The organism is Bacillus cereus group sp. BfR-BA-01350 (assembly GCF_022663775.1).
GTDB classification, from domain to species: domain Bacteria; phylum Bacillota; class Bacilli; order Bacillales; family Bacillaceae_G; genus Bacillus_A; species Bacillus_A paranthracis.
The window spans coordinates 183849-210099 of record NZ_JAKUGD010000005.1 but is presented as its reverse complement, the minus strand read 5'-3'; the positions used below and the strand labels follow the sequence as shown (position 1 = coordinate 210099).

The following is a 26251-nucleotide window of genomic DNA, read 5'->3' as shown; positions in this document are numbered from 1 at the left end:
TTATCTTTCCTATAGGAAGAAAGCAAGTATTGTTCCTATCCATTCTTTGCCTCTATTAATGAGAGAATTCGGACTAACATCTTTCAAGGAAAGTAATGACGCATTTTCTAGATCTTCGTGGAATTTATTTTTTACTGTTTGTATAAAATGTTCATCATATAAAAGGCAGTTGATTTCATGGTTAATATATAAACTTCTCATATCAAAGTTTGCAGTTCCGATATCACAGATATAGTCATCAACTATAATAACTTTAGCGTGAAAAAAACCTTGTTGAAATGCGTAAATATTACATCCAGCTTGAATTAACTTTCGGCAATACGGGAATTTTGCTTCTCGAACAAGGGCATGATCCGCTTTTTCTGGAACGAGAATCGTGATTTGAACCCCGCGTTTTCGTGCTTCTAATAATGCGTTCATAATTTTTCTTCCAGGAATGAAATAGGGTGTACCGATAAAGAGTTCCTTTTTTGCACCTTCAATTAAATGTAAAAAAGTATGTTGTAAATAGGCACCATCAGTTGGAATAAATTGATGTTCGATAGTACCGGGTTGCTGTTTCGGAAAATAAAGAGAAGCGTCCAATAAATTTTGGTTTGTATCATCAAACCAGTCATGTAAAAATTGCTTTTGTAAATCTTGTACTCCTTCGCCTGTAAGACGTAAATGATAGTCCCTCCATAATCCTAACCGCTCATTATGTCCCAAATACTCTTCACCAATATTAAATCCCCCAATGTAACCAATTTTCCCGTCGATAACTGTAATTTTTCTATGGTTTCTTTGATTTGCAGAAAAGAAAGGAAAAGGAAACTTTACTTTGTGACAAAATGAAAAAGAGACACCATGTTTTTGTAGGGAGCGAACGGCTTCGTTTGATAAATGATGGCTTCCCAATCTATCGAGTAAAAGTCTTACTTCAATTCCTTCCTTTGCCTTGTCAATAAGTAACTTTAAAAATTCCCGGCTGATTTTATCGTTTTTTACAATGAAGAACAAAACGTGCACATGGTGTTTCGCCTGTTTTATATCAGTAAATAGAGCGTCATACAAATCTTTTCCGTATGTATAAAGGTGAAAATCACTTTGACGTAAAGGGAAAGAACGAGAACGTACACGCCTTAAATGAACAATTCTCCCATAAGAAAGATCAATTACAATCCAGAGAGTGCTGCCTATTAATAAGAGAGATAAGAAGAACATGAGTAAATTCCCTCCTTCACGGTCTTTTCACCATTTGTTTTTTATAAATCAAACCTTCATTTTATCCGGTTATTTGTGGGCTAATAATTAGTAGGGAGTAAATAACTTCTAATGATTAAAGTTTCACTTTATAGTTTCACCGAAATAAACAGCTTTATGAAAAAATATGTTGTTGTATAACAAAAAACTGTTGACTGAATGCTCACTCATTATATAATGAAGGTAGGGGATAAAATTCAGAAAATTATATGTTTTTGAAGATTCTAAAAAAGAAAGAGGGCTTACAAAGAGAGGGGTAGCATAAAAATGAATAGCTTACTGATCATGAATTGGCTGGCTGCCATTGCTGTTATTGCTTATGCGGGATATTTGTTTGTGTATCTTATACGAACGAGGATGGCCTACATACAGTTAGGAAAAAAGATTGAATTTGACCGTCGTTTTAAAGAGCGTTGGGATCTCCTTAAGGTCAATGTTTTCGGTCAGAAAAAGCTGCTGAAAGATAAAAAGAGCGGCATTATTCACGTTATGTTCTTTTACGGATTTATTCTTGTCCAATTTGGAGCAATTGACTTCGTTTGGAAAGGACTCGCACCAGGCTCACATCTTCCACTTGGACCACTATACCCTGCATTTACATTCTTCCAGGAAATTGTCACACTTGTTATTTTAATTGCAGTCTTTTGGGCTTTTCATCGACGTTATGTTGAGAAGCTAGTTCGTTTAAAACGTAATTTCAAATCAGGTCTTGTTCTTATCTTTATTGGTGGCTTAATGATTTCTGTGCTACTGGGTAATGGAATGGGAATTATATGGCATGGCGAGGAGCTTTCATGGAGTGAGCCAATCGCTTCTGCAATCGCTTACGTTTTCTCAGGGATAAATGAAACCGCAGCCATTTCTGTGTTCTATTTCTCTTGGTGGGTGCATTTACTAATTTTGTTAACGTTTTTAGTTTATGTTCCACAATCAAAACACGCGCATTTAATTGCTGGACCAGCTAACGTTTTCTTCGGTCGTCTTTCAAATCCAGGGAAACTTGAAAAGATTGACTTTGAAGATGAAACACAAGAAACATTTGGTGTTGGTAAAATTGAAGACTTTAGACAAAATCAGCTTATTGACTTATACGCTTGCGTAGAGTGTGGTCGTTGTACAAATATGTGTCCGGCGACAGGAACAGGGAAAATGTTATCGCCGATGGATTTAATTTTAAAACTTCGCGATCATTTAACTGACAAAGGAGCAGCAGTAACATCAAAAGCGCCTTGGGTTCCAGTAGTTGCTTTTAATAATACACAAGGAAATCAGTTAGCGATGATGGCAGCTGGGAAAGGGCAACAAGAATCAGCGGCTGCAACACTCGCTTACGATCCAAGTTTAATCGGGGATGTTATTACAGAAGAAGAGATTTGGGCTTGTACAACGTGTCGTAACTGTGAGGATCAGTGTCCGGTTATGAATGAGCACGTTGATAAAATTATTGATTTACGCCGCTATCTCGTTTTAACAGAAGGAAAGATGGATGCGGAAGCGCAACGTGCGATGACAAACATCGAGCGTCAAGGGAATCCGTGGGGTCTAAACCGTAAAGAGCGTGAAACTTGGCGCCAAGGTGATGATGAAGTAACGGTTCCAACTGTAAAAGAAAAATCGAAAGCTGGCGAGGAGTTCGAATATTTATTCTGGGTTGGTTCAATGGGATCATACGATAACCGTAGTCAGAAGATTGCGATATCGTTTGCGAAGTTGATGAACGAAGCAGGCATTTCATTTGCGATTCTCGGTAATAAAGAGAAGAACTCTGGAGATACACCGCGCCGCCTAGGAAATGAATTCGTCTTCCAAGAGATGGCGACAAAAAATATCGAGGAATTTGAAAAAGCAGGAGTGAAGAAAATCGTTACGATTGACCCTCATGCTTATAACACATTTAAAAATGAGTATCCAGACTTTGGCTTGCAAGCAGAAGTCTATCATCATACAGAACTGTTAGCTCAGTGGGTGAAAGAAGGACGCTTAAAACCGGTTCACGCTATTGAGGAAACAGTTACGTACCATGATTCCTGTTACTTAGGAAGATACAACGAAGTATACGAAGCCCCGCGTGACATTTTGAAAGCGATTCCTGGTGTGAATCTTGTAGAAATGGCACGTAACCGTGAAACGGGAATGTGCTGTGGAGCAGGCGGTGGCTTAATGTGGATGGAGGAAACAACAGGTTCTCGTATTAACGTTGCTCGTACAGAACAAGCGTTAGCTGTGCAACCATCTATTATCGGTACAGGTTGTCCATATTGTTTAACGATGATTAGTGATGGGACGAAAGCGAAAGAAGTAGAAGAGAAGGTTCAAACGCTTGATGTAACAGAGATTTTAGAACGCTCTGTTATCGGACAGAAGAAAGAAGCAATGTAATCTGCAAGCATGAATACAACTTTAGAGGGAGGTGCAATCATTGCACCTCTTCTCAGCGTAACAATGCCGAGCGAGCGCTCGGTGCTAAAAAAAGAAATGGGGGAAAGAAACATGAGTAAAACAGTTATTTTAAGTGCAGCAAGAACACCGGTTGGAAAATTTGGAGGATCTTTAAAAGATGTAAAAGCAACAGAACTTGGAGGGATTGCAATTAAAGCGGCGCTTGAAAGAGCAAATGTTTCAGCTAGTGATGTTGAGGAAGTTATATTCGGAACGGTTATTCAAGGTGGGCAGGGGCAAATTCCATCGCGCCAAGCAGCACGGGCTGCTGGAATCCCTTGGGAAGTGCAGACGGAAACTGTCAATAAAGTTTGTGCATCAGGGCTTCGTGCGGTGACTTTAGCGGATCAAATTATTCGTACTGGCGATCAATCACTAATTGTAGCTGGCGGTATGGAGTCGATGAGTAACAGTCCTTACATTTTACGAGGAGCAAGATGGGGATACAGAATGGGTAACAACGAAGTCATTGATTTAAACGTTGCTGACGGTTTAACATGCGCATTTTCAGGTATACACATGGGTGTTTATGGCGGAGAAGTTGCGAAGGAAGATGGGATTTCCCGCGAAGCGCAAGATGAATGGGCATATCGTAGCCATCAGCGTGCGGTTTCAGCACATAAAGAAGGACGCTTTGAAGAGGAAATCGTGCCAGTAACGATTCCGCAAAGAAAAGGGGATCCTATTGTCGTTGCAAAGGATGAGGCGCCACGCGCGGATACAACAATTGAAAAGTTAGCAAAATTAAAACCTGTATTTGATAAGACAGCGACGGTAACAGCTGGTAATGCACCAGGGCTAAACGATGGTGGCGCTGCACTTGTATTAATGAGCGAAGATAGAGCGAAGCAAGAAGGAAGAAAGCCGTTAGCGACAATTTTGGCACATACAGCAATTGCAGTGGAGTCTAAAGATTTCCCGAGGACGCCAGGTTATGCAATTAACGCATTGCTTGAAAAAACAGGCAAGACAATTGAAGACATCGATTTATTCGAGATTAATGAAGCATTTGCAGCAGTAGCAATTGCAAGTACAGAGATTGCGGGAATTGACCCAGAAAAATTGAATGTAAATGGCGGCGCAGTGGCGATGGGGCATCCGATTGGAGCAAGCGGAGCGCGCATTATCGTTACACTAATCCATGCACTTAAGCAACGCGGCGGTGGAATTGGAATTGCTTCGATTTGTAGTGGTGGCGGTCAAGGCGATGCAGTGATGATTGAAGTTCACTAATTAAGATTAGAAGATATATAGTTTATTAAAAATTAAGGGGGAAGAAGAAATGGGTGTACAAAAAATTGTTGTAATTGGTGCAGGACAAATGGGATCAGGAATTGCGCAAGTATGTGCAATGGCAGGATACGATGTGAAGGTACAAGATTTAAAACAGGAGCAATTAGATAGAGGATTGGCTATTATTACGAAAAACTTAGCACGCCAAGTAGAAAAGGGGCGCATGAAGGAAGAAGAAAAGGAAGCGACATTAAACCGTCTTGCAGTAACGCTTGATTTAGATTGTGTGAAGGAAGCGGATCTTATTATCGAAGCAGCTGTCGAGAAAATGGATATTAAAAAGAAAATCTTTGCGAATTTAGATGAAATTGCTCCAGAACACGCAATTTTAGCGACAAATACGTCATCTTTGCCAATTACAGAAATTGCCGCGGTAACGAAACGTCCGGAAAAAGTAATCGGTATGCACTTTATGAATCCGGTTCCGGTTATGAAACTTGTTGAAATTATTCGTGGTTTGGCTACAGATGATGCGGTATACGAAACAATTGAAGATATTACGAAGAAAATTGGCAAAGTACCAGTTGAAGTAAATGATTTCCCAGGATTTGTATCGAATCGTATTTTATTACCGATGATTAACGAAGCAATTTATACGTTATATGAAGGTGTAGCGACGAAAGAAGCGATTGATGAAGTAATGAAACTTGGTATGAATCACCCGATGGGTCCTTTAACGCTCGCTGATTTTATCGGTTTAGACACGTGTTTATATATTATGGAAGTGTTGCATGAAGGTTTAGGTGATAGTAAATATCGTCCATGTCCATTACTGCGTAAGTACGTAAATGCAGGATGGTTAGGACGTAAAACAGGTCGTGGTTTCTACGTTTACGAATAAATTACCCTTTGTTACAAAATAGTGGTCTTACCAAATTGTTAAAAGGATATATAGCAAATGGAGGCGGGGTATATGAACTTTCGTTTTAATGAAGAGCAACAAATGATGAGGAAAATGGTTCGAGATTTTGCGCAGAAGGAAATAGCTCCCTTTGTTCCTAGTATGGAACAAGGGGTGTTTCCAAAAGAGATTTTGCAGAAGATGGGTGAGCTTGGATTAATGGGAATTCCAGCGCCTGCAAAATACGGCGGGGCAGAAATGGATTTTATTTCTTACATTTTAGCAATTGAAGAAATTTCAAAGGTAAGCGCAACGGTTGGTGTAATTTTAGCTGTACATACGTCAGTTGGAATGAACCCGATTTTATATTTCGGAACAGAAGAACAGAAAGAGAAATACGTTTCTAAACTTGCGACTGGTGAATATTTAGGTGCATTTGCATTAACAGAACCAAATGCAGGATCGGATGCAGGAAGTTTGAAATCAAGAGCTGTGAAGAAAGGCGATCATTACATTATTAATGGATCGAAGGTGTTCATTACAAATGGTGGTGAAGCAAGTACATATATTGTATTCGCTTCTACAAATCCAGAGGCAGGAAAGAGTGGGATTTCTGCATTCATAGTAGAGAAAGATACACCAGGCTTAATTATCGGTAAAGATGAGCATAAAATGGGACTGCTCGGTTCTCGCACTGTACAACTTACGTTCGAGGATATGAAGGTACCGGCTGAGAATTTACTTGGTGAAGAAGGACAAGGATTTAAGGTAGCAATGGCGAATTTAGATGTTGGAAGAATTGGGATTGGGGCGCAAGCATTAGGGATTGCTGAAGCGGCGCTTGCATGTGCGATTGATTATGCGAAAGAACGTGAGCAATTCGGAAAGCCAATTGCGGCGCAGCAAGGGATTGGCTTCAAACTTGCAGATATGGCAACTAGTGTAGAAGCGGCGCGATTACTCGTATATAGGGCGGCATCGCTAAGAGCGCAAGGATTACCATGTGGTAAGGAAGCATCTATTGCGAAATTATTCGCTTCTAAAACAGCTGTTGAAGTTGCGATTGAAGCGGTGCAAGTATTTGGGGGATACGGTTATACGAAGGACTATCCAGTAGAAAGATTTTTCCGTGATGCGAAAATCACGCAAATATATGAAGGAACGAGCGAAATACAGAAACTTGTTATTAGCCGAGCTTTATAAAAGCACAAGGGGGAGACGGGCATGCATTTTAAACTATCAGAAGAACATGAAATGGTAAGAAAAATGGTTCGAGACTTTGCTAAGAATGAAGTAGCACCGACGGCAGCTGAGCGTGATGAAGAAGAGAGATTTGATCGTGCAATATTTGATCAAATGGCCGAGCTTGGTTTAACTGGTATTCCATGGCCTGAAGAATACGGCGGAATTGGAAGCGATTACTTAGCGTATGTAATTGCTATTGAAGAATTATCGCGTGTATGTGCTTCTACAGGTGTAACATTGTCTGCACATACTTCGCTTGCTGGTTGGCCAATTTTTAAATTTGGAACAGAAGAGCAAAAGCAAACATTTTTACGACCGATGGCTGAAGGAAAGAAAATTGGTGCGTACGGCTTAACGGAGCCAGGGTCTGGATCGGATGCTGGTGGAATGAAGACGATCGCCAAAAGAGATGGAGACCATTATGTATTAAATGGATCAAAAATATTTATCACTAATGGTGGTATTGCTGATATTTATATTGTTTTCGCATTAACTGATCCTGAATCGAAGCAGCGTGGCACGAGTGCATTTATAGTAGAAAGTGATACACCAGGATTTTCAGTTGGGAAGAAGGAAAGCAAGTTAGGGATTCGCTCTTCACCAACAACTGAAATTATGTTCGAAGATTGCCGCATTCCTGTAGAAAATTTACTGGGGGAAGAAGGGCAAGGGTTTAAGATAGCGATGCAAACATTAGATGGCGGCCGTAACGGTATTGCGGCGCAAGCGGTTGGTATTGCACAAGGAGCTTTAGATGCTTCCGTAGAATATGCAAGGGAGCGTCACCAGTTTGGGAAACCAATTGCGGCGCAGCAAGGGATTGGTTTTAAACTAGCAGATATGGCAACGGATGTGGAGGCGGCGCGCCTTCTAACATACCAAGCGGCTTGGCTTGAATCAGAAGGGCTTCCGTATGGGAAAGAGTCAGCGATGTCAAAAGTATTTGCAGGTGATGCAGCGATGAAGGTGACGACGGAAGCGGTACAAGTATTTGGTGGTTACGGTTATACGAAAGATTATCCAGTAGAGCGATACATGCGAGATGCAAAGATTACACAGATATATGAAGGAACACAAGAGATTCAAAGGCTCGTAATTTCTCGTATGTTAACGAAGTAGGATCAAAGGCGTAGGTATTTTCCTACGCTTTTTCCTTCCAAAAAATAATAGAGAGGTGAAGGGGATGGTTAAACATAATGTGCATGCATCAGTGAAAGATGAAAAATTAGTCGCGTTAAGGCGTGAACAAATGATTAAAGGTGCAGTGCAACTGTTTAAACAAAAAGGATTTCCGCGTACAACAACGAGAGAGATTGCAAAGGCAGCTGGATTTAGTATCGGTACGCTTTATGAATACATCCGTACAAAAGATGATGTTTTGTATTTAGTTTGTGATAGTATTTATGAACATGTAAAAGAAAGGTTAGAGGAAGTAGTTTGTACAGAAAAAGGGAGTATAGAGAGTTTAAAGATAGCAATAACGAATTACTTTAAAGTGATGGACGAATTGCAGGAAGAAGTATTAATAATGTATCAAGAGGTACGTTTTTTACCGAAAGAATCACTCCCGTATGTATTAGAAAAGGAGTTTCAAATGGTAGGAATGTTTGAGAATATTTTAGAACAGTGTACGGAAAATGGAACATTTACATTAAATAAAAAAGAAATACAGCTTCTTGCGCATAATATTTTTATACAAGGACAGATGTGGGGATTTCGACGTTGGGCGCTGCAAAAGCTATATACGCTCGAAGAATATACAGACATGCAAATTAGGTATGTATTACAAGGGGCCCATATGCTTCCGAAATAAGGAATGCACAAATTATAATTTTACTACCCTATAAAAGTTTCCCGTTTTTTTTTGTAGCATATTTGTGCGACTTTTGTTTATAATGAATAGTATGGATTTTTTTAAGCAGGCCGTTATATATAAGGTTATATTTGATGAAAGGAAGTGCCGCATAAGTGGATTTTAAGCAATATTCACCAGAAGAGCTAAAAGAATGTTCAATGATTGAAGTTGTACATAGCGTTTTAGGGGATAAAAAACAAGCAACGACATTCAACGAGTTGGTTCAAGAAATCGCTCAAGTGCTGGGACTATCTCAAGAGCAAGTTAATGCGAAAATCGCACAATTTTATACAGACTTAAACATCGATGGACGTTTCATTAATTTAGGAGAAAATCGTTGGGGGCTACGCAGCTGGTACCCATACGAGCAAATTGATGAAGAAATCTTGCCTCAACCAAAACCGAAGAAGAAACGTAAAGTTGAAGAAGACGGTTTTGACGACTACATTGAAGAAGATGAAGATGACTTTGATGATGTAGACGGAAATGAAGACGAAGATGATGATGTAGAAGATTTGGACAAGGTTCTTGAAGACGAAGACGGAGACGACGATGATCTTGATGATTTAGATGACGATGAAGATGACTTCGCTGAAGAAGAACTTGAGTATGATGAAACTGAAGAAGAAGAAGAGGAAGAACTGTAGTTCTTGACTTTTCATTATCGTCCATGTAGAATCATTTTTGGGCTCTTTAAAAAAGGACGATAATACTTTTAAAGTGTAAATATAAAAGAAAATTGCTCCCTACTTATTACTTTATGTGATGAGGGGAGCAATTTTCTTTTTTGTTTTTTGTTTAGAAAATAAAAAGAGTCTAACAATAAGATGGATACAGTGTTATCTACATACGTTGCGCTTTGCAACGGTGATTATATAACAGCAAAATAGAAGGGAGCTTTTTCATGACTAAGTATATTTTTGTAACAGGCGGTGTAGTATCGTCTCTAGGAAAAGGTATTACAGCAGCATCTCTTGGAAGACTTTTAAAAAATCGTGGTTTAAACGTAACGATTCAAAAGTTTGATCCATACATTAACGTAGACCCAGGGACTATGAGCCCATATCAACACGGTGAGGTATTCGTAACAGATGATGGTGCAGAAACTGACTTAGACCTTGGTCACTATGAGCGTTTCATCGACATCAACTTAAACAAATACAGCAACGTAACAACAGGTAAAATTTACTCTTCAGTTCTTCAAAAAGAGCGTCGTGGTGAATACCTAGGAGGAACAGTTCAAGTTATTCCTCACATTACTAACGAAATTAAAGAGCGCGTATACCGTTCTGGTCGCGAAACAAACGCGGATGTTGTTATTACAGAAATCGGTGGAACTGTTGGTGACATCGAGTCTCTACCATTCTTAGAAGCAATCCGTCAAATTAAGAGCGACATCGGTCGTGACAATGTAATGTACATTCACTGTACGTTAATCCCGTACTTAAAAGCAGCGGGTGAAATGAAAACAAAACCAACGCAACATAGCGTTAAAGAGCTTCGCAGCTTAGGTATTCAACCAAATATTATCGTTGTTCGTACAGAAATGCCTGTTTCTCAAGATATGAAAGACAAGCTTGCATTATTCTGTGACATTGATACAAAAGCAGTTATTGAAGCACGCGATGCAGATACTTTATATGCGGTTCCATTATCTCTTCAAGAGCAAAATATGGACCAAATCGTTTGCGATCACTTAAAATTAGACAATCCAGCTGCAGATATGACAGAGTGGACTGCGCTAGTTGAAAAAGTGCGTAACCTTTCTAAGAAAACAAAAATCGCTCTTGTTGGTAAATACGTAGAGCTTCAAGATGCATACATTTCTGTTGTAGAAGCACTTCGTCATGCGGGTTACTCTTTCGACACAGATGTAGAAGTGAAATGGGTAAATGCTGAGCACGTAACAGCAGAGAACGTACAAGAATTAGTAGGAGACACAGATGGTATCCTTGTACCAGGTGGCTTCGGTGATCGTGGTGTAGAAGGTAAAATCGTTGCAATTCAATATGCTCGTGAAAACAAAGTTCCATTCCTAGGAATTTGCTTAGGTATGCAACTTGCATCAATCGAATTCGCACGTAACGTATTAGGATTAGAAGGAGCTAACTCTTCTGAAATCAATCCTGACACACCTTATGCAATCATCGACTTATTACCAGAACAAAAAGATGTAGAAGACTTAGGTGGTACACTTCGTCTTGGTCTATACCCATGTAAGCTTGCTGAAGAAACAAATGCTTACAACGCTTACAATGAGCCGGTTGTATATGAGCGTCATCGTCATCGTTATGAGTTCAACAATCAATTCCGTCCGGATATGGAAAAAGCAGGATTTGTATTCTCTGGTACAAGCCCAGACGGCCGTTTAGTTGAAATCGTTGAATTAAAAGATCACCCTTGGTTCGTAGCAGCACAGTTCCACCCAGAACTTGTTTCTCGTCCAAACCGTCCACAACCATTGTTCCATGACTTCGTAAGAGCTTCTATTACGAATAAAGAGGGCAAGTAATAAAAAAGCGCCTGAAATAGGGCGCTTTTTTTAATATTCATTTAACATTTCATCGATTGTAAATTTGATTCCGTGATATGCAAATAAAGCTATCATTAAGCTTGGGAATCCGTAGCGATTACCTTCATCGTCTGGAATAAGACCTTTTAACAGCTTTGTATCAATATGTACATCTGTATATTGTTCTAGTGATTCAGTACCTTCTTGAATAGCAGAGATGCCGACAATAGAGTGTCCATCTGCTTGAAGTTTTTTTGCTATTGCTACAATTTCTTCATCTGTTGAAAAACGGCTAATAAGAAGTACACGATCTGCAGAAGTTACTTCTACTTCTTTACCATTTTCAAATAATCGTTTTGCTTGCTTCATTGGTTCAGTACCGAATAGCGCTTCAGCAACAACGCCCTCCATTTCATTTGTACCATGTAAATAAATGAAACCTTCGCCAACTAATGCTTGAGCAAGTAGACGGGCGCTATCTTCTATATTCATTTCCTCTTTTTGAGAAACTCTGGAGAAATAACCACTTAATTGGGTTGAAAAAATTTTTAACATAATGTTACTCCCTTCGTACGTGTTTACCGGCTTTCATTATAGTTTATTTTTTTAGAAAGGTGAAATGGAAGGGTGGCATAACAAAATAGGAAACGGTAAAATAAGAAAGAAATAGGAAGGAATTTGGTAAAGAATAGCGAAAATTAATCGTTAAGATATAAGAAGCTTTAAATCTTGTACTTACACAGAAAGGTTGGGAGTTATGGAAGGGAAAATTTTAATCGTTGATGATCAATATGGCATTCGTGTGTTGTTACATGAAGTGTTCCAAAAAGAAGGTTATCAGACATTCCAAGCAGCGAATGGATTTCAAGCTTTAGATATCGTGAAAAAAGATAATCCAGATTTAGTTGTGTTAGATATGAAAATTCCAGGTATGGATGGTATAGAGATTTTAAAGCATGTAAAAGAAATTGATGAGAGTATTAAAGTGATTTTAATGACTGCTTACGGAGAGCTTGATATGATCCAAGAAGCAAAAGATTTAGGTGCTTTAATGCATTTTGCTAAACCATTTGATATTGATGAAATTCGTCAAGCGGTGAGAAATGAGCTCGCTGTAGAGGCTTAAAAATGAATTTTTTATAAAAAATATGGAAAAAAGCGTTTACATGGACTATTGTGCAGGTGAATACGGTTGAGTTTTTGAGTACAAGTTGTTATCCTATTGAGTGTAGAAAAAAGTCCGGTATGTAGATATACATATTTTACCTTATTCTGGTCATACTACCAGCGATAAGAACTTATCGGATACAAAAAACGTTTTTTAGGAGGATTCACCATGCCTTTAGTTTCTATGAAAGAAATGCTAAACAAAGCACTAGAAGGAAAATACGCAGTTGGTCAATTCAACATGAACAACTTAGAGTGGACTCAAGCTATCTTAGCTGCTGCGGAAGAAGAAAAATCTCCTGTAATCCTAGGTGTATCTGAGGGTGCAGCTCGTCATATGACTGGTTTCAAAACAGTTGTAGCTATGGTTAAAGCTTTAATCGAAGAAATGAACATCACTGTTCCTGTAGCGATTCACCTTGACCATGGTTCAAGCTTCGAAAAATGTAAAGAAGCAATCGATGCAGGTTTCACATCTGTAATGATCGACGCTTCTCACCACCCATTCGAAGAAAACGTAGAAACTACTAAAAAAGTAGTAGAATACGCACACGCTCGTAACGTATCTGTTGAAGCTGAGCTTGGAACAGTTGGCGGACAAGAAGACGACGTAATCGCTGAAGGCGTAATTTACGCTGACCCAGCTGAGTGTAAGCACCTTGTTGAAGCAACAGGTATCGATTGCCTAGCTCCAGCTTTAGGTTCTGTACACGGTCCTTACAAAGGTGAGCCTAACTTAGGATTCGCTGAAATGGAACAAGTTCGTGACTTCACTGGCGTACCTTTAGTATTACACGGTGGTACTGGTATCCCAACTGCTGATATCGAAAAAGCTATCTCTTTAGGTACTTCAAAAATCAACGTAAACACTGAGAACCAAATTGAGTTTACAAAAGCTGTTCGTGAAGTATTAAACAAAGACCAAGAAGTTTACGATCCTCGTAAATTTATCGGACCTGGCCGCGACGCTATCAAAGCAACTGTTATTGGTAAAATTCGCGAATTCGGTTCTAACGGTAAAGCGTAAGAATAAAATTCCGTTTTGGAAACCGTCTACTCTTTTAGACGGTTTCCTTTCGTTGTATAATGAAAGCGTGAACAAATCTAAAGATTTTATCATTTTGTTTTTGAAATAGAAAATAATGTGCATAGTCCTATTAATAAATGTGATAATGTATCTAAATTGATAAAGTAAATTCGATAAATAGTTAATCTTTATCTTTTTGTATGACAGGAGAAATGAAGATGATGGTTTCCTATTTATTGAGTGTTAGGGTGGAAAGAGTGATTGAGATTCTTAAGGGGGAGCTTTCTATAAAAATATAGAAAGTAAATACATTCACAAGAAGGGAGCTCAATATGGAAAAATTGCTAATTGAAGGCGGAAGAGCTTTAAATGGAACAATTCGCGTGAGTGGTGCAAAGAACAGCGCCGTTGCACTAATTCCAGCGACAATTTTAGCAGATACTCCAGTAACTATTGGTGGTGTCCCTAATATTTCGGACGTGAAAATGTTAGGAGACTTACTAGAGGAAATTGGAGGAAGAGTAACGTATGGACAGGAGGAAGAGATGGTAGTCGATCCTTCTAACATGGTTGCAATGCCTTTACCAAACGGAAAAGTGAAAAAATTGCGTGCTTCTTATTATTTAATGGGTGCGATGCTTGGCCGTTTTAAAAAAGCTGTTATTGGGCTTCCAGGTGGATGTCACTTAGGACCGAGGCCGATTGATCAGCATATTAAAGGGTTTGAAGCGTTAGGTGCACATGTTACGAATGAACAAGGTGCTATCTATTTAAGAGCAGATGAACTACGCGGGGCTCGTATTTATTTAGATGTTGTTAGTGTAGGAGCTACGATTAACATTATGCTAGCAGCCGTACGAGCGAAAGGTAGAACTGTTATTGAAAACGCAGCGAAAGAACCAGAGATTATTGATGTAGCTACACTGTTAACGAGCATGGGAGCACGTATTAAAGGTGCTGGTACAGATGTAATCCGAATTGATGGTGTGGATTCATTGCACGGTTGTCATCATACGATCATTCCAGATCGTATTGAAGCGGGTACGTATATGATTTTAGGTGCTGCATCAGGAGGAGAAGTAACAGTTGATAATGTTATTCCTCAGCACTTAGAGTCAGTTACGGCGAAGCTCCGAGAAGCTGGTGTCCAGGTTGAAACGAATGATGACCAGATTACAGTGAACGGTGATAGAAGATTAAAAGTAGTTGATATAAAAACGCTTGTATATCCAGGTTTCCCAACAGATTTACAACAGCCGTTTACAACACTTTTAACAAAGGCGCATGGAACGGGTGTTGTAACGGATACGATTTATGGCGCGCGTTTTAAACATATTGATGAATTACGTCGTATGAATGCGCAAATTAAAGTAGAAGGTCGGTCAGCTATCGTAACTGGTCCTGTTTTATTGCAAGGTGCAAAAGTGAAAGCGAGTGATTTGCGAGCTGGAGCAGCCCTTGTTATCGCAGGATTAATGGCGGATGGAATTACAGAAGTAACCGGACTTGAGCATATTGATCGAGGCTATGAAAATATAGTAGACAAGCTTAAAGGGCTTGGAGCAAACATTTGGCGAGAACAAATGACAAAGCAAGAAATTGAAGAAATGAAGAACGCATAAGTGATACTTCCGCAAGGGGGAAGCGAAGCATCACTACTTGCGGAAGTACACTTTATAGAAAAAACACGGTTCACAAAATACGGCAGAAATATAAAGACTTAAAGGAGAGGGATTATCGTGGAAAGAAGTTTATCTATGGAGTTAGTACGTGTAACAGAGGCTGCAGCTTTATCATCAGCGCGTTGGATGGGACGCGGGAAAAAGGATGAGGCAGACGGTGCAGCAACATCAGCTATGCGTGATGTATTTGATACAATTCCGATGAAAGGTACAGTTGTAATTGGTGAAGGTGAAATGGATGAAGCACCAATGCTATATATCGGAGAAAAATTAGGTACAGGATATGGTCCGCGTGTAGACGTTGCAGTTGATCCTTTAGAAGGGACAAACATTGTAGCAGCTGGTGGATGGAATGCTCTTGCTGTTATTGCAATTGCAGATCACGGTAATTTGTTACATGCTCCTGACATGTACATGGATAAAATCGCGGTTGGCCCAGAAGCGGTTGGGGCGGTCGATATTGATGCGCCTATTATCGATAACTTACGTGCAGTTGCGAAAGCGAAAAACAAAGATATTGAAGATGTTGTAGCGACAGTTTTAAACCGTCCACGTCATCAAGCGATTATTGAAGAGATTCGTAAAGCTGGTGCTCGTATTAAATTGATTAATGATGGAGACGTAGCAGGTGCAATTAATACTGCATTTGATCGTACAGGTGTAGATATTTTATTCGGTTCTGGTGGTGCGCCTGAGGGTGTATTAGCAGCAGTTGCATTAAAATGTTTAGGTGGAGAAATTCACGGGAAATTATTACCACAAAACGACGCTGAATTGGCGCGTTGCAAAAAGATGGGCATAGACGACATCAACCGCATCCTTCGCATGGAGGACTTAGTAAAAGGTGACGATGCAATCTTCGCAGCAACAGGTGTAACAGACGGAGAACTATTACGCGGCGTTCAATTTAAAGGTAGCGTAGGAACAACACAATCCCTTGTTATGCGCGCAAAATCAGGCACAGTACGCTTCGTAGACGGACGTCACAGCTTAAATAAAAAACCGAACTTGGTTATTAAATAAAAAGTGCAAGCGGCTCGTTCAGAATCGCAGGCTATTTAGAACTCTCGACCTTGAAGCGTTCTTTGCTTCGAGTGAGAGAGTGAAATGACCGGAGATTCTAGCCGCTGGAACTGGATTGAGTAAAAAGCGTAAGCAGCTTGCTCAGAAGGGGTGAAATGACTGATCCTTCTAGCCACCGACCATTCTAGCTGCTGAAGCTGGATTAAATAAAAAGCGAAGACAAATTTTCTTGTCTTCGCTTCTTGTATTTGTGTTTCAACGTATTGATTAAAACTAGATAAAAGGGTTACAATAGTGAATATTACCCTACTTGAACTTATTGCCTTTCATTATTAATTATTTGCCTTCCGTATTTTTTCCCTTTACCCATGTGAAAAGAGAATAACGTTAAAGTGTGGTGTCTGAATGAATTTGTCAATTGCAGCATTAGAAAACATGAAATTAAAAGAGTTATACGAGCTTGCGAAAGAATTTAAAATTTCGTATTATAGCAAATTAACGAAAAAAGAGTTAATCTTCGCCATTTTAAAAGCTCGAGCAGAAAAAGAAGGTTTCTTCTTCATGGAAGGCGTATTAGAAATTATTCAATCAGAAGGATTTGGATTCCTACGTCCTATCAACTACTCTCCAAGCTCAGAAGATATTTATATCTCAGCTTCGCAAATTCGTCGTTTCGATTTACGTAATGGAGATAAGGTTTCTGGTAAAGTACGACCTCCGAAAGAAAATGAACGCTACTTTGGGTTATTACAAGTTGAAGCTGTAAACGGAGATGATCCAGAGTCAGCAAAAGAGCGTGTGCATTTCCCTGCATTAACACCATTATACCCAGATCGCCAAATGAAATTGGAAACGGAACCGAAAAAGTTACCGACACGCATCATGGATTTAATTGCACCAGTTGGATTTGGACAACGTGGTTTAATTGTCGCGCCTCCAAAGGCTGGTAAAACTAGTCTATTAAAAGAAATCGCACACAGTGTTACAACAAATCATCCGGAAGCTGAATTAATTGTCCTTTTAATTGATGAGCGTCCAGAGGAAGTAACAGATATTGAACGTTCTGTTAAAGGAGATGTTGTAAGCTCTACTTTTGATGAAGTACCAGAAAATCATATTAAAGTAGCAGAACTTGTGTTAGAACGTGCAATGCGTCTTGTAGAGCACAAAAAAGATGTTATCATTTTAATGGATAGTATTACCCGTTTAGCGCGAGCTTACAACCTTGTTATTCCGCCAAGTGGTAGAACATTATCGGGCGGTATCGACCCAGCTGCCTTCCATAGACCGAAGCGTTTCTTTGGAGCTGCACGTAATATCGAAGAAGGCGGTAGCTTAACAATTTTAGCAACAGCTCTTGTCGATACAGGATCTCGTATGGACGATGTAATTTACGAAGAATTTAAAGGAACTGGAAATATGGAACTTCATTTAGATCGTTCATTAGCTGAGCGTCGTATCTTCCCGGCAATTGATATTCGCCGTTCTGGTACACGTAAAGAGGATCTATTAATTCCGAAAGAACATTTAGACAAGCTATGGGGTATTCGTAAAACAATGCGTGATACACCAGACTTTGTTGAAGGTTTCTTACGTAAACTTCGTCAAACAAAGACAAATGAAGAATTTTTACAAAACATTGTTGCAGATTCGAAAAGATATGTAACAACGAAGTAAAGGGAAAAGATTGGGACTCGCTTATTTTATGGTAAGCGAGTTTTTTATGTTTTTTAGGTGATCTAAAAGAGAGATGAGTGGAAGGGCATTAGTTGGTTCTAGTTGGATGAGCGGCCTCCATTTTAAGATAATATCCAGCTTCATCCCCCTCCCATTCTGAACGAGCCGCTTGCGCTTTTAAATGATATCCAGTTCCGGTGGCTAGCTCTTCGCATCTAAGAACCTTCCGCCCGAAAGGTAAAAAGCACCTTTAGGGCGAAAGAACCTTAGCTGGTCAGAGCTGAGCGAGCCACCTCCACTTTAAAGATAATATCCAGCTTCAGCGGCTAGAATGGTCGGTGGCTTCGCGTCTTCCTACGAGGCAAAAAGCGCCTCTACGTCAGAAGCTCCATCCCCCTCCCATTCTGAACGAGCCGCTTGCACTTTTAAATTGTATCTAGTTCCGACGGCTAGCTCTTCGTGTCTAAGAACCTCCCGCACTAAAGGTAAAAAGCACCTTTTGTGCGAGAGAACCTTAGCCAGTCAGAGCTGAACGAGCCGTCTCCACTTTTAATTTAAAAAGACAAAAACAGGTAGTTGCAAAATGAAGTTAGCCTTGTTATAATTTCATCATATGTGTTTCATCAATATAGTTGTGTATGCAGCTGAAGATGAAAAACTCTGTTTCGAAAATGATTCAGGGCGGAAGGAGATGAAAAGAATGAAAGCAGGAATTCACCCAGATTACAAGAAAGTTGTATTCATGGACACAAACACAGGCTTCAAATTCTTAAGCGGATCTACTAGAGGATCTAACGAAACTGTTGAGTGGGAAGATGGTAACACTTATCCATTACTAAAAGTTGAGATCAGTTCTGATTCTCACCCATTCTACACTGGACGTCAGAAGTTTGCTACTGCAGACGGACGCGTTGACCGCTTCAATAAGAAATACGGTCTTAAGTAATAAAAACATAAAACAGGCAAGTGTATCTATTCGCTTGTCTGTTTTTTTTGCGAAAATATTATACCTTTACCCTACTTTTAATTAAAAAGTAGATGAAAGGAGAGCTTCATGTACTTAATAAATCAGAACGGTTGGATTGAAGTGATTTGCGGTAGTATGTTTTCTGGTAAATCAGAAGAGCTTATCCGCCGTGTGCGTCGTACGCAATTTGCGAAACAACATGCAATTGTATTTAAACCATGTATTGATAATCGCTATAGTGAAGAAGACGTTGTATCACATAACGGATTAAAGGTAAAAGCAGTTCCTGTTTCAGCTTCAAAAGATATATTTGAACATATCACTGAAGAAATGGATGTAATTGCAATCGATGAGGTGCAATTCTTTGATGGGGACATTGTGGAAGTGGTGCAAGTATTGGCAAATCGTGGCTATCGTGTCATTGTAGCTGGTTTAGACCAAGATTTCCGTGGTCTACCATTTGGACAAGTTCCTCAGCTGATGGCGATTGCTGAACATGTAACAAAACTACAAGCAGTATGTTCTGCATGTGGATCTCCGGCAAGTCGTACACAACGATTAATTGATGGAGAACCAGCGGCATTTGATGATCCGATTATTTTAGTTGGTGCTTCAGAATCGTATGAACCACGCTGTCGTCATTGTCATGCAGTTCCTACAAACAAAGATAAGTAAAACTCGCTGCGCAAGGCGGGTTTTTTTCAGAATAGAGAGTGTGAGTGGTGTGAGCCACTTGCGCTTTAAGTTGTGATATCTAGCTCCAGCGGCTAGAATCTCCGGCCATTTCACTCTCTCGCTTGAAGCAAAAAGCGCTTCAAGGTCGAGAGTTCCAATGGCCTGCGATTCTGAGCAAGCCGCTTACGCTTTTAAATATATCTAGTTCTGGTGGCTAGCTCTTCGCATCTAAGAACCTTCCGCCCGAAAGGTAAAAAGCACCTTTAGTTCGAAAGAATCTTAGCTGGTCAGAGCTGAACGAGCCACCGCCACTTTTAAATATAATTTGCGTTTTTTTGAGTAAGTACCATATACTATTTGTATTAGATACTAGGATGTAGAGGTGAATGATGTGTTAGATCGTTTGCAAGCTGTAGAAAATCGTTATGAGAAGTTAAATGAATTGCTAAGCGACCCAGCAATTATTAGTGATTCAAATAAGCTTCGTGAATATTCAAAGGAACAGTCTGATATACAGGAAACGGTAGAGGTGTATCGTGAGTATAAGGATGTTCGTGAGCAATTAAAAGATGCGAAAGCAATGTTAGAAGATAAGTTAGACGCAGAAATGCGTGAAATGGTAAAAGAAGAGGTTTCTGAGTTAGAATCACAAGAAAAAACATTATCAGAGCGTCTGAAAATTTTACTTGTACCAAAAGACCCTAACGATGATAAGAACGTTATCGTTGAGGTTCGTGGAGCTGCTGGTGGCGACGAGGCCGCTTTATTTGCTGGTGACTTATATCGTATGTATAGCCGTTACGCTGAGGTACAAGGTTGGAAAACGGAGATTATCGAGGCTAGCTATACAGAGTTAGGTGGATATAAAGAGATTATCTTTATGATTAATGGTAAAGGTGCTTTCGCGAAGCTGAAATTCGAGAATGGCGCTCATCGTGTACAACGTGTTCCTGAAACGGAATCTGGTGGACGTATCCATACATCTACAGCAACTGTAGCTGTATTACCAGAGGCAGAAGAAGTAGAAATTGATATTCATGAGAAAGATGTTCGTGTTGATACATTCGCTTCTAGTGGACCTGGTGGACAGAGCGTTAATACAACGATGTCAGCGGTACGTTTAACGCATTTACCGACTGGTGTAGTTGTATCATGTCAGGATGAGAAATCACAAATTAAGAATAAAGAAAAAGCGATGAAAGTATTACGCGCACGTGTTTATGATAAGTTTAGACAAGAAGCGCAAGCTGAGTATGATCAAAACCGTAAACAAGCTGTTGGTACGGGTGATCGTTCAGAGCGTATTCGTACGTATAACTTCCCGCAAAACCGTGTTACAGACCATCGAATCGGTTTAACGATTCAAAAGTTAGATCAAATCTTACAAGGTAAGTTAGATGATTTCATCAATGCCTTAGTAATGGAAGATCAGGCTCAAAGGATGGAGGCAGCTGAGTAATGCGTGTCTATGAAGCCCTGAAATGGGCTTCTTCTTTTTTACAGGAGAATGGGCGAGATGAAAATGCGGGAGAAATTGTCCTTTGTCATGTATTAAAGACGAATAGAACAGGATTATTGATGAACATGCGTGAAGAAATAACTGCGGAACAAGAAACAAGTTTTGCAGAGTTTATCCACAAGCATGTAGAAGGTATTCCGATTCAATATATGATTGGTCATGAAATGTTTTATGGAAGATCGTTCTTTGTGAATGAAGAAGTATTAATACCAAGACCGGAAACAGAAGAGCTTATAGTGGGAGTGTTAGAAAGAATCGAGCACCATTTTGGTGGTGAGAAACTACATGTAGCGGATATCGGTACGGGTAGCGGGGCGATTTCGATTACGCTTGCTTTAGAAAATAAAAATCTTCATGTATATACGGTAGATATTGCACAGGAGTCAATTGAAGTTGCAAAAGAAAATGCGAAAACTTTGGGCGCAGACGTAACATTCTATCATGGTGATTTATTATCACCATTTTATGAAACGGGTCAAAAGTTAGATGTTGTTGTTTCAAATCCTCCATATATACCGGAAGAAGATTGGCGTGGTCTTTCTCCTGTGGTGAAAGAGCATGAGCCAAAGAGAGCGCTTGTTGGTGGTGAAGACGGATTAGATTTCTATCGCCGCTTTATGGAAGAGTTGCCGAATGTGTTGCAGAAGAAAGCAATTGTAGCATTTGAAATTGGAGTAGGACAAGGTGAGGACGTGAAGGGGCTGTTACAACAAGCTTTTCCACATGCTCATGTTGAGGTTGTTTTTGATATTAATGGAAAAGATCGTATGGTATTTGCAGAAATGGAGTAAGGATTACACCTTACTCTATTTTTTTATGGAAAAATTCATATAGATTTTGAATTTAATAGTTTAGAAAGATGAAAGTCTGTCCACACTGTTTGTAGAAGGGACGGTGGAGGAAATGAAAAAACAAGTTATTGCTTATCTTCTTTTATTATTAATTGGTGCACAGTTACTTGTGCAGTTTGGATATATGAAAGCTGATGCGAAAGGACCTTCAGTTATTCCGAAAGAGGCCGTTCGATTACGGATTTTAGCAAATAGTGATTCAGATAAAGATCAGGCGTTAAAGCGCAAAGTGCGTGATGAAGTAAAAGCACAAATTGATGGATGGGTAGCTGATTTAACTTCATTTGAAGAAGCGCGCAAAGTCATTCAAAGTCATATTCCAGAAATCGAAAAAACAGTGGCAAATACGTTGAAAAAAGAAGGAAGCAAAGATTCATTCCAAGTGAAATTCAGTAAAAATGTAAAGTTTCCTACAAAGGTATATGGAAATTTTATTTATCCGGCAGGGGAATATGAAGCAGTTTTAATTACAATTGGGGAAGGTGAAGGGGCAAACTGGTGGTGTGTATTATTTCCACCGATGTGTTTCTTAGATTTTTCAAGTGGTACAGCTGTAAGGAAAGAAGAACATGTTGTGAAGGCTGAATCTCCAGAAGAGGAGCAAGTAAAACAAATAGATGATGAAGAAGTAGTAAATGCAGAAGAGAAAAAAGAGGATGAGGTGAAAGAAAAGAAAGTTGTAAAGCAGGAAGTCGCAAAAAAAGTAACAGCTTCTGAAAAAAAAGTAGTAAAAAATGAAACGAAGGTAGAAGAACAACCTGCGAGTAAAGAGGAAACAAAAACTGTGGAAAAAGTGGAGAAACCTGTGGAACAAAAACAAGAAAAACAAAATGAGTATGTAAAAGTAGAAGAGGAAGAAGAAAAGCCAGAAGTTAAGTTCTTTATTGTAGAAGCTTTTACATCTTTATTCTCTAAATAGTACTATTCGTAAATCCCTTCTCATATATAAAAAAGAGGAGGGATTTATTATGAAGAAGGTATATTTTGCGACGAAAGCAGATGTGGAAAGATTGCATTCTTTTTTCGGACAAGCTAATAAAAAAGATGATAAAATAAATGAGTTGTACGCACAGTTTATGATTTTGGAAGAGGCGGAAGAAATACGGGCAGTCATTGGATATGAACAAAGTGAAGAAAACGCACTTATTCGTTCTTGTTTATTCACACCTAATGTGGATAAACAGACTTTCTTATATTTTTTTGAAATGTTTTTGCAGTATATGAAAGAAAAAAATATTCGACAATTGTACTTACTAACAAATCATCCACAATCTATAACGATCTTTCAGTTTTTTGACTTTGTTACAATAGAGAAAGAGAACGTACCAGAGGGAATTCGACAGTTAGAACACTTTTGTAAAAATATAAAAGAGCCAAATGCAATAATACTAAATTGTCAGCTATTCACAAAGTTATCCACGGATTAATTAGGTTTATCCACATTTTGTGGATAAACCTTGTTTGTCTTTTGGATAAATCTCATAGTAAACTAAAAATAGACAAGTATTTCAGGGTAGAAAAGGACGTGGGAAAAAATGCATACAAATATGTGGGTTGTGGATAATGTTGTGGAAAGAAAAAAATATTATCCACAGTTACAAGAAGCAGCAAAATTATTAAGGGAAAATGAGGCGGTTGCCTTCCCGACAGAAACGGTATATGGACTAGGTGCAAACGCGATGAATGATGAAGCGATTGCCAAAATTTTTGAAGCAAAGGGAAGACCGAGTGATAATCCACTTATTGTCCACATCGGGACAAAATCGCAGTTAGATGGTATTGTGAAGGAAATCCCGCCAGTTGCAGAGAAGTTGATGGAGCATTTTTGGCCAGGTCCGTTAACAATTATTTTACCTAGAAAAGAAGGAATTTCAGAGAAGGTGACGGCAGGACTTAATACGGTTGGAGTGAGGATGCCTGATCATCCGGTAGCTCTTGCTCTTATTGAAGAGGCAAATGTACCTGTTGCAGCACCGAGTGCGAATCGTTCAGGTCGTCCAAGTCCGACGTTAGCATCTCACGTATATGAAGATTTAAATGAGAAAATCGCAGGTATTGTAGATGGTGGTGCAACAGGAGTCGGTGTTGAATCGACTGTAATTGATTGTACGAGCGCTGTTCCAACGATTTTACGCCCGGGTGGGATTACGAAAGAACAATTGGAAGCAGTGATTGGTACGGTTTCGTTAGATCCAGCTTTAAAGGATGAGAAAGAAAAACCGAAATCACCTGGAATGAAGTATACACATTATGCACCGAAAGCGCCGCTCAGTATCGTTGAAGGATCACGTGAGTTTATCCAGCGCCTTGTGGATGAGAAGAAGGAAGAAGGATTCAAAGTAGGTGTATTAACGACAGAAGAGTATCACCATATATATAATGCGGATGTTGTATTATCATGTGGTGTTCGAAGTGATTTAGCTAGCGTTGCGACTAAATTATATGATGTACTTAGAACGTTTGATGCAAGTGAAGTGGATGTTATTTTTAGTGAATCGTTCCCGAATGAAGGAATAGGAAACGCGATTATGAATCGCTTAACAAAAGCGGCAGGACATCATATTATTACTGAATGATAAGGTACGATTAGCAAACAGAATATTTCTCCTCGGATAAGCATATTGTGAAGTAGCACGTCCGAGGAGGGACATGAATGACGTTTGAACAGCTAATACCTTTAATAATTATGGCATTCGCCTTAGGGATGGATGCATTTTCGGTGAGTCTTGGTATGGGAATGATGGCCTTAAAGATAAGACAGATCCTGTATATCGGTGTGACGATAGGGATATTTCATATTATTATGCCATTTATTGGGATGGTATTAGGTCGTTTTTTATCAGAGCAGTATGGAGATATTGCACATTTTGCAGGTGCTATTTTATTAATAGGACTAGGATTTTATATTGTGTATTCCTCTATTTTAGAGAATGAAGAGACTAGAACAGCCCCTATTGGAATTAGTTTATTCGTATTTGCATTTGGTGTTAGTATAGATAGTTTTTCAGTAGGGCTTAGTCTTGGTATTTACGGAGCACAGACAATTATTACGATATTACTCTTTGGATTTATTAGTATGTTATTAGCGTGGACTGGTTTATTCATTGGTAGGCATGCGAAAGGTATGCTCGGTACATATGGTGAGATAGTAGGTGGTATCATTTTGGTTGGATTTGGATTATATCTCCTTTTTCCTATATAATTTTAGGGGGAGGGCGTTATTTTACAAATTTCAATTTTAGGTTGGATTAAATTAATTTGCGAATGGTAAGATAGTTCCTTTCTGTGCATAGTTTTGTTTGTACTATACTGATTATGCTAAAAAATTTCACATATAGAAAGGATGAGATGGATGACGAGATTGAAGCAAGTTTTCGGTATTATTATTAGTTTTTTTGTTTTTTGGTTTAGTATGCTCGGTGTACAAATGTTTGCTGAGTTTTTAGATATTGAGTCATTGAAGTTTGTTGCGGGAAAAACGGAGGCGGCGCGTGCCTTTTATTCTCCATACCCATTTTTAATTGTTTTTCTCATTACATTGCTTTCCCTATATTTCTTAGTCATTAAGCTTGGGAAACCAAAAAAAGAGAAAGTGCCTACTTTGGAGGAGCAGAAGGAAGAGATATAAGGGGGATATTATGTCTAACATTTCTTTAGCAGAAGCTGTAAAATTGAAAAGTGTTTTATCGAAAAGAATACATGAATTAGAAGAAGAGATGAATCAAATTGGATTTGTTGAAATTGAAAAAGGTGATACACTTCCAAAACAGACGCGTACATTGGTACAGGTTGAACAGGAATTAGATGATGTTCGCGCTGATTTTCGTCTTTTAGATAAATTAATGTATGAAGCAAATATCCGAAATGAAGTGAATTTCAACGGAGAGAATATAACGATTGTTGAAGCGATAGAACTTGCAACGCAACTACGTGCAAAAGCTCGGAAGTGTAAAGAGTTTGGAGTGAGTAAGAAAGAAGAACTTGTATATTCTTACGGTGAAACATCATCGCTTGTAAAAGTAGCCATGTTTGATCCTGAAGTATATCGCGTAAAAGGTTTAGAGTTAGAGAGACAAGCTAATAGATTGTCCAACTTAATTAATGCGAAAAACTACGCGATCGAATTAGACTTTGATGGTGAAAAATACTTTTAAACCTTGAAGTGGTGAGACTCCGCTTCAAGGCATAGAAGAAGGCCACTTTTGTAAAAATGAGATTTTGTGATGGACAAGGGAC

At 39.1% G+C, this 26251-nt stretch carries 25 protein-coding genes; 23 read left to right on the top strand and 2 right to left on the bottom strand.

The genetic code is table 11. The annotated features are described in order from the left end of the window. Positions 1-9: 9 nt before the first annotated feature. The gene (cls, locus tag MR147_RS14005; protein WP_074608083.1) at positions 10-1203 is read right to left on the bottom strand and encodes a cardiolipin synthase; all 1194 of its coding nucleotides are present in this window, start codon (positions 1201-1203) and stop codon (positions 10-12) included. A gap of 306 nt (positions 1204-1509) precedes the next feature. On the opposite strand from cls, the gene MR147_RS14000 reads away from it, so the two are divergent. The 8 genes from MR147_RS14000 (at position 1510) to pyrG (ending at position 11427) form a co-directional block, all read left to right on the top strand. Further along, positions 1510-3621: a (Fe-S)-binding protein gene (locus MR147_RS14000; RefSeq protein ID WP_001086787.1), complete on the top strand. Its 2112-nt coding sequence runs from the start codon at positions 1510-1512 to the stop codon at positions 3619-3621. 9 nt (positions 3622-3630) lie between these two features. Continuing rightward, positions 3631-4914, top strand: coding sequence for an acetyl-CoA C-acetyltransferase (locus MR147_RS13995; protein ID WP_139302787.1), 1284 nt, complete (start codon positions 3631-3633; stop codon positions 4912-4914). A 49-nt stretch (positions 4915-4963) separates the two neighbouring features. Beyond that, a complete protein-coding gene (locus tag MR147_RS13990) occupies positions 4964-5815 on the top strand; it encodes a 3-hydroxybutyryl-CoA dehydrogenase (RefSeq protein WP_074608085.1) in 852 nt (283 codons plus the stop codon). A gap of 72 nt (positions 5816-5887) precedes the next feature. Next, positions 5888-7018: an acyl-CoA dehydrogenase gene (locus MR147_RS13985; protein ID WP_001011168.1), complete on the top strand. Its 1131-nt coding sequence runs from the start codon at positions 5888-5890 to the stop codon at positions 7016-7018. 21 nt (positions 7019-7039) lie between these two features. Further along, positions 7040-8179 (top strand): acyl-CoA dehydrogenase AcdA, encoded by a 1140-nt coding sequence (acdA, locus tag MR147_RS13980; protein WP_242304426.1) that lies wholly within the window; start codon positions 7040-7042, stop codon positions 8177-8179. A gap of 64 nt (positions 8180-8243) precedes the next feature. Continuing rightward, positions 8244-8873, top strand: a complete 630-nt coding sequence (locus tag MR147_RS13975) for a TetR/AcrR family transcriptional regulator (protein WP_000238597.1) — start codon at positions 8244-8246, stop codon at positions 8871-8873. 155 nt (positions 8874-9028) lie between these two features. Beyond that, positions 9029-9562, top strand: coding sequence for a DNA-directed RNA polymerase subunit delta (gene rpoE, locus MR147_RS13970; protein WP_000346281.1), 534 nt, complete (start codon positions 9029-9031; stop codon positions 9560-9562). Positions 9563-9819: 257 nt separating this feature from the next. Continuing rightward, entirely contained in the window at positions 9820-11427 is a 1608-nt protein-coding gene (pyrG, locus tag MR147_RS13965; RefSeq protein ID WP_074608088.1) for a CTP synthase, read from the top strand. A 30-nt stretch (positions 11428-11457) separates the two neighbouring features. Here pyrG and MR147_RS13960 read toward each other — a convergent pair whose 3' ends face one another. After that, on the bottom strand, positions 11458-11982 hold the full coding sequence (locus MR147_RS13960) for a DUF2529 domain-containing protein (RefSeq protein ID WP_074608090.1): 525 nt from the start codon (positions 11980-11982) through the stop codon (positions 11458-11460). A gap of 202 nt (positions 11983-12184) precedes the next feature. Between MR147_RS13960 and spo0F the strand changes: the two genes are divergently transcribed. From spo0F to MR147_RS13885, 15 genes are all read left to right on the top strand, one after another. After that, positions 12185-12553: a sporulation initiation phosphotransferase Spo0F gene (spo0F, locus tag MR147_RS13955; RefSeq protein WP_000398594.1), complete on the top strand. Its 369-nt coding sequence runs from the start codon at positions 12185-12187 to the stop codon at positions 12551-12553. Between the two features lie 210 nt (positions 12554-12763). Continuing rightward, positions 12764-13621: a class II fructose-bisphosphate aldolase gene (locus MR147_RS13950; RefSeq protein ID WP_001131850.1), complete on the top strand. Its 858-nt coding sequence runs from the start codon at positions 12764-12766 to the stop codon at positions 13619-13621. Between the two features lie 332 nt (positions 13622-13953). Continuing rightward, entirely contained in the window at positions 13954-15243 is a 1290-nt protein-coding gene (gene murA, locus MR147_RS13945) for a UDP-N-acetylglucosamine 1-carboxyvinyltransferase (RefSeq protein ID WP_000413260.1), read from the top strand. 117 nt (positions 15244-15360) lie between these two features. After that, the gene (gene glpX, locus MR147_RS13940) at positions 15361-16326 is read left to right on the top strand and encodes a class II fructose-bisphosphatase (RefSeq protein WP_000442333.1); all 966 of its coding nucleotides are present in this window, start codon (positions 15361-15363) and stop codon (positions 16324-16326) included. Between the two features lie 405 nt (positions 16327-16731). Beyond that, entirely contained in the window at positions 16732-18003 is a 1272-nt protein-coding gene (gene rho, locus MR147_RS13935; protein ID WP_001053898.1) for a transcription termination factor Rho, read from the top strand. A gap of 700 nt (positions 18004-18703) precedes the next feature. Then, positions 18704-18949, top strand: coding sequence for a type B 50S ribosomal protein L31 (locus MR147_RS13930; RefSeq protein WP_000643437.1), 246 nt, complete (start codon positions 18704-18706; stop codon positions 18947-18949). A 108-nt stretch (positions 18950-19057) separates the two neighbouring features. Then, positions 19058-19645 (top strand): thymidine kinase, encoded by a 588-nt coding sequence (locus MR147_RS13925; RefSeq protein ID WP_000280862.1) that lies wholly within the window; start codon positions 19058-19060, stop codon positions 19643-19645. A 391-nt stretch (positions 19646-20036) separates the two neighbouring features. Then, a complete protein-coding gene (gene prfA, locus MR147_RS13920) occupies positions 20037-21104 on the top strand; it encodes a peptide chain release factor 1 (RefSeq protein ID WP_000887065.1) in 1068 nt (355 codons plus the stop codon). Further along, on the top strand, positions 21104-21955 hold the full coding sequence (gene prmC, locus MR147_RS13915) for a peptide chain release factor N(5)-glutamine methyltransferase (RefSeq protein ID WP_242304424.1): 852 nt from the start codon (positions 21104-21106) through the stop codon (positions 21953-21955). The genes prfA and prmC overlap by 1 nt, the downstream gene beginning before the upstream one ends. Before the next feature lie 112 nt (positions 21956-22067). Further along, the gene (gene spoIIR / locus MR147_RS13910) at positions 22068-22934 is read left to right on the top strand and encodes a stage II sporulation protein R (RefSeq protein WP_074608132.1); all 867 of its coding nucleotides are present in this window, start codon (positions 22068-22070) and stop codon (positions 22932-22934) included. 49 nt (positions 22935-22983) lie between these two features. After that, positions 22984-23442 carry a GNAT family N-acetyltransferase gene (locus MR147_RS13905; protein WP_000758435.1) on the top strand — a complete coding sequence of 153 codons (459 nt, stop codon included), beginning with the start codon at positions 22984-22986 and terminating at the stop codon, positions 23440-23442. A gap of 108 nt (positions 23443-23550) precedes the next feature. After that, entirely contained in the window at positions 23551-24591 is a 1041-nt protein-coding gene (locus MR147_RS13900) for an L-threonylcarbamoyladenylate synthase (RefSeq protein ID WP_242304422.1), read from the top strand. 77 nt (positions 24592-24668) lie between these two features. Then, on the top strand, positions 24669-25217 hold the full coding sequence (locus MR147_RS13895; protein WP_074608094.1) for a manganese efflux pump MntP: 549 nt from the start codon (positions 24669-24671) through the stop codon (positions 25215-25217). Between the two features lie 150 nt (positions 25218-25367). Then, a complete protein-coding gene (locus MR147_RS13890; RefSeq protein WP_000197477.1) occupies positions 25368-25643 on the top strand; it encodes a DUF3935 domain-containing protein in 276 nt (91 codons plus the stop codon). 10 nt (positions 25644-25653) lie between these two features. Then, positions 25654-26169 carry a DIP1984 family protein gene (locus MR147_RS13885; protein WP_242304420.1) on the top strand — a complete coding sequence of 172 codons (516 nt, stop codon included), beginning with the start codon at positions 25654-25656 and terminating at the stop codon, positions 26167-26169. The last annotated feature ends 82 nt before the right edge of the window (positions 26170-26251 follow it).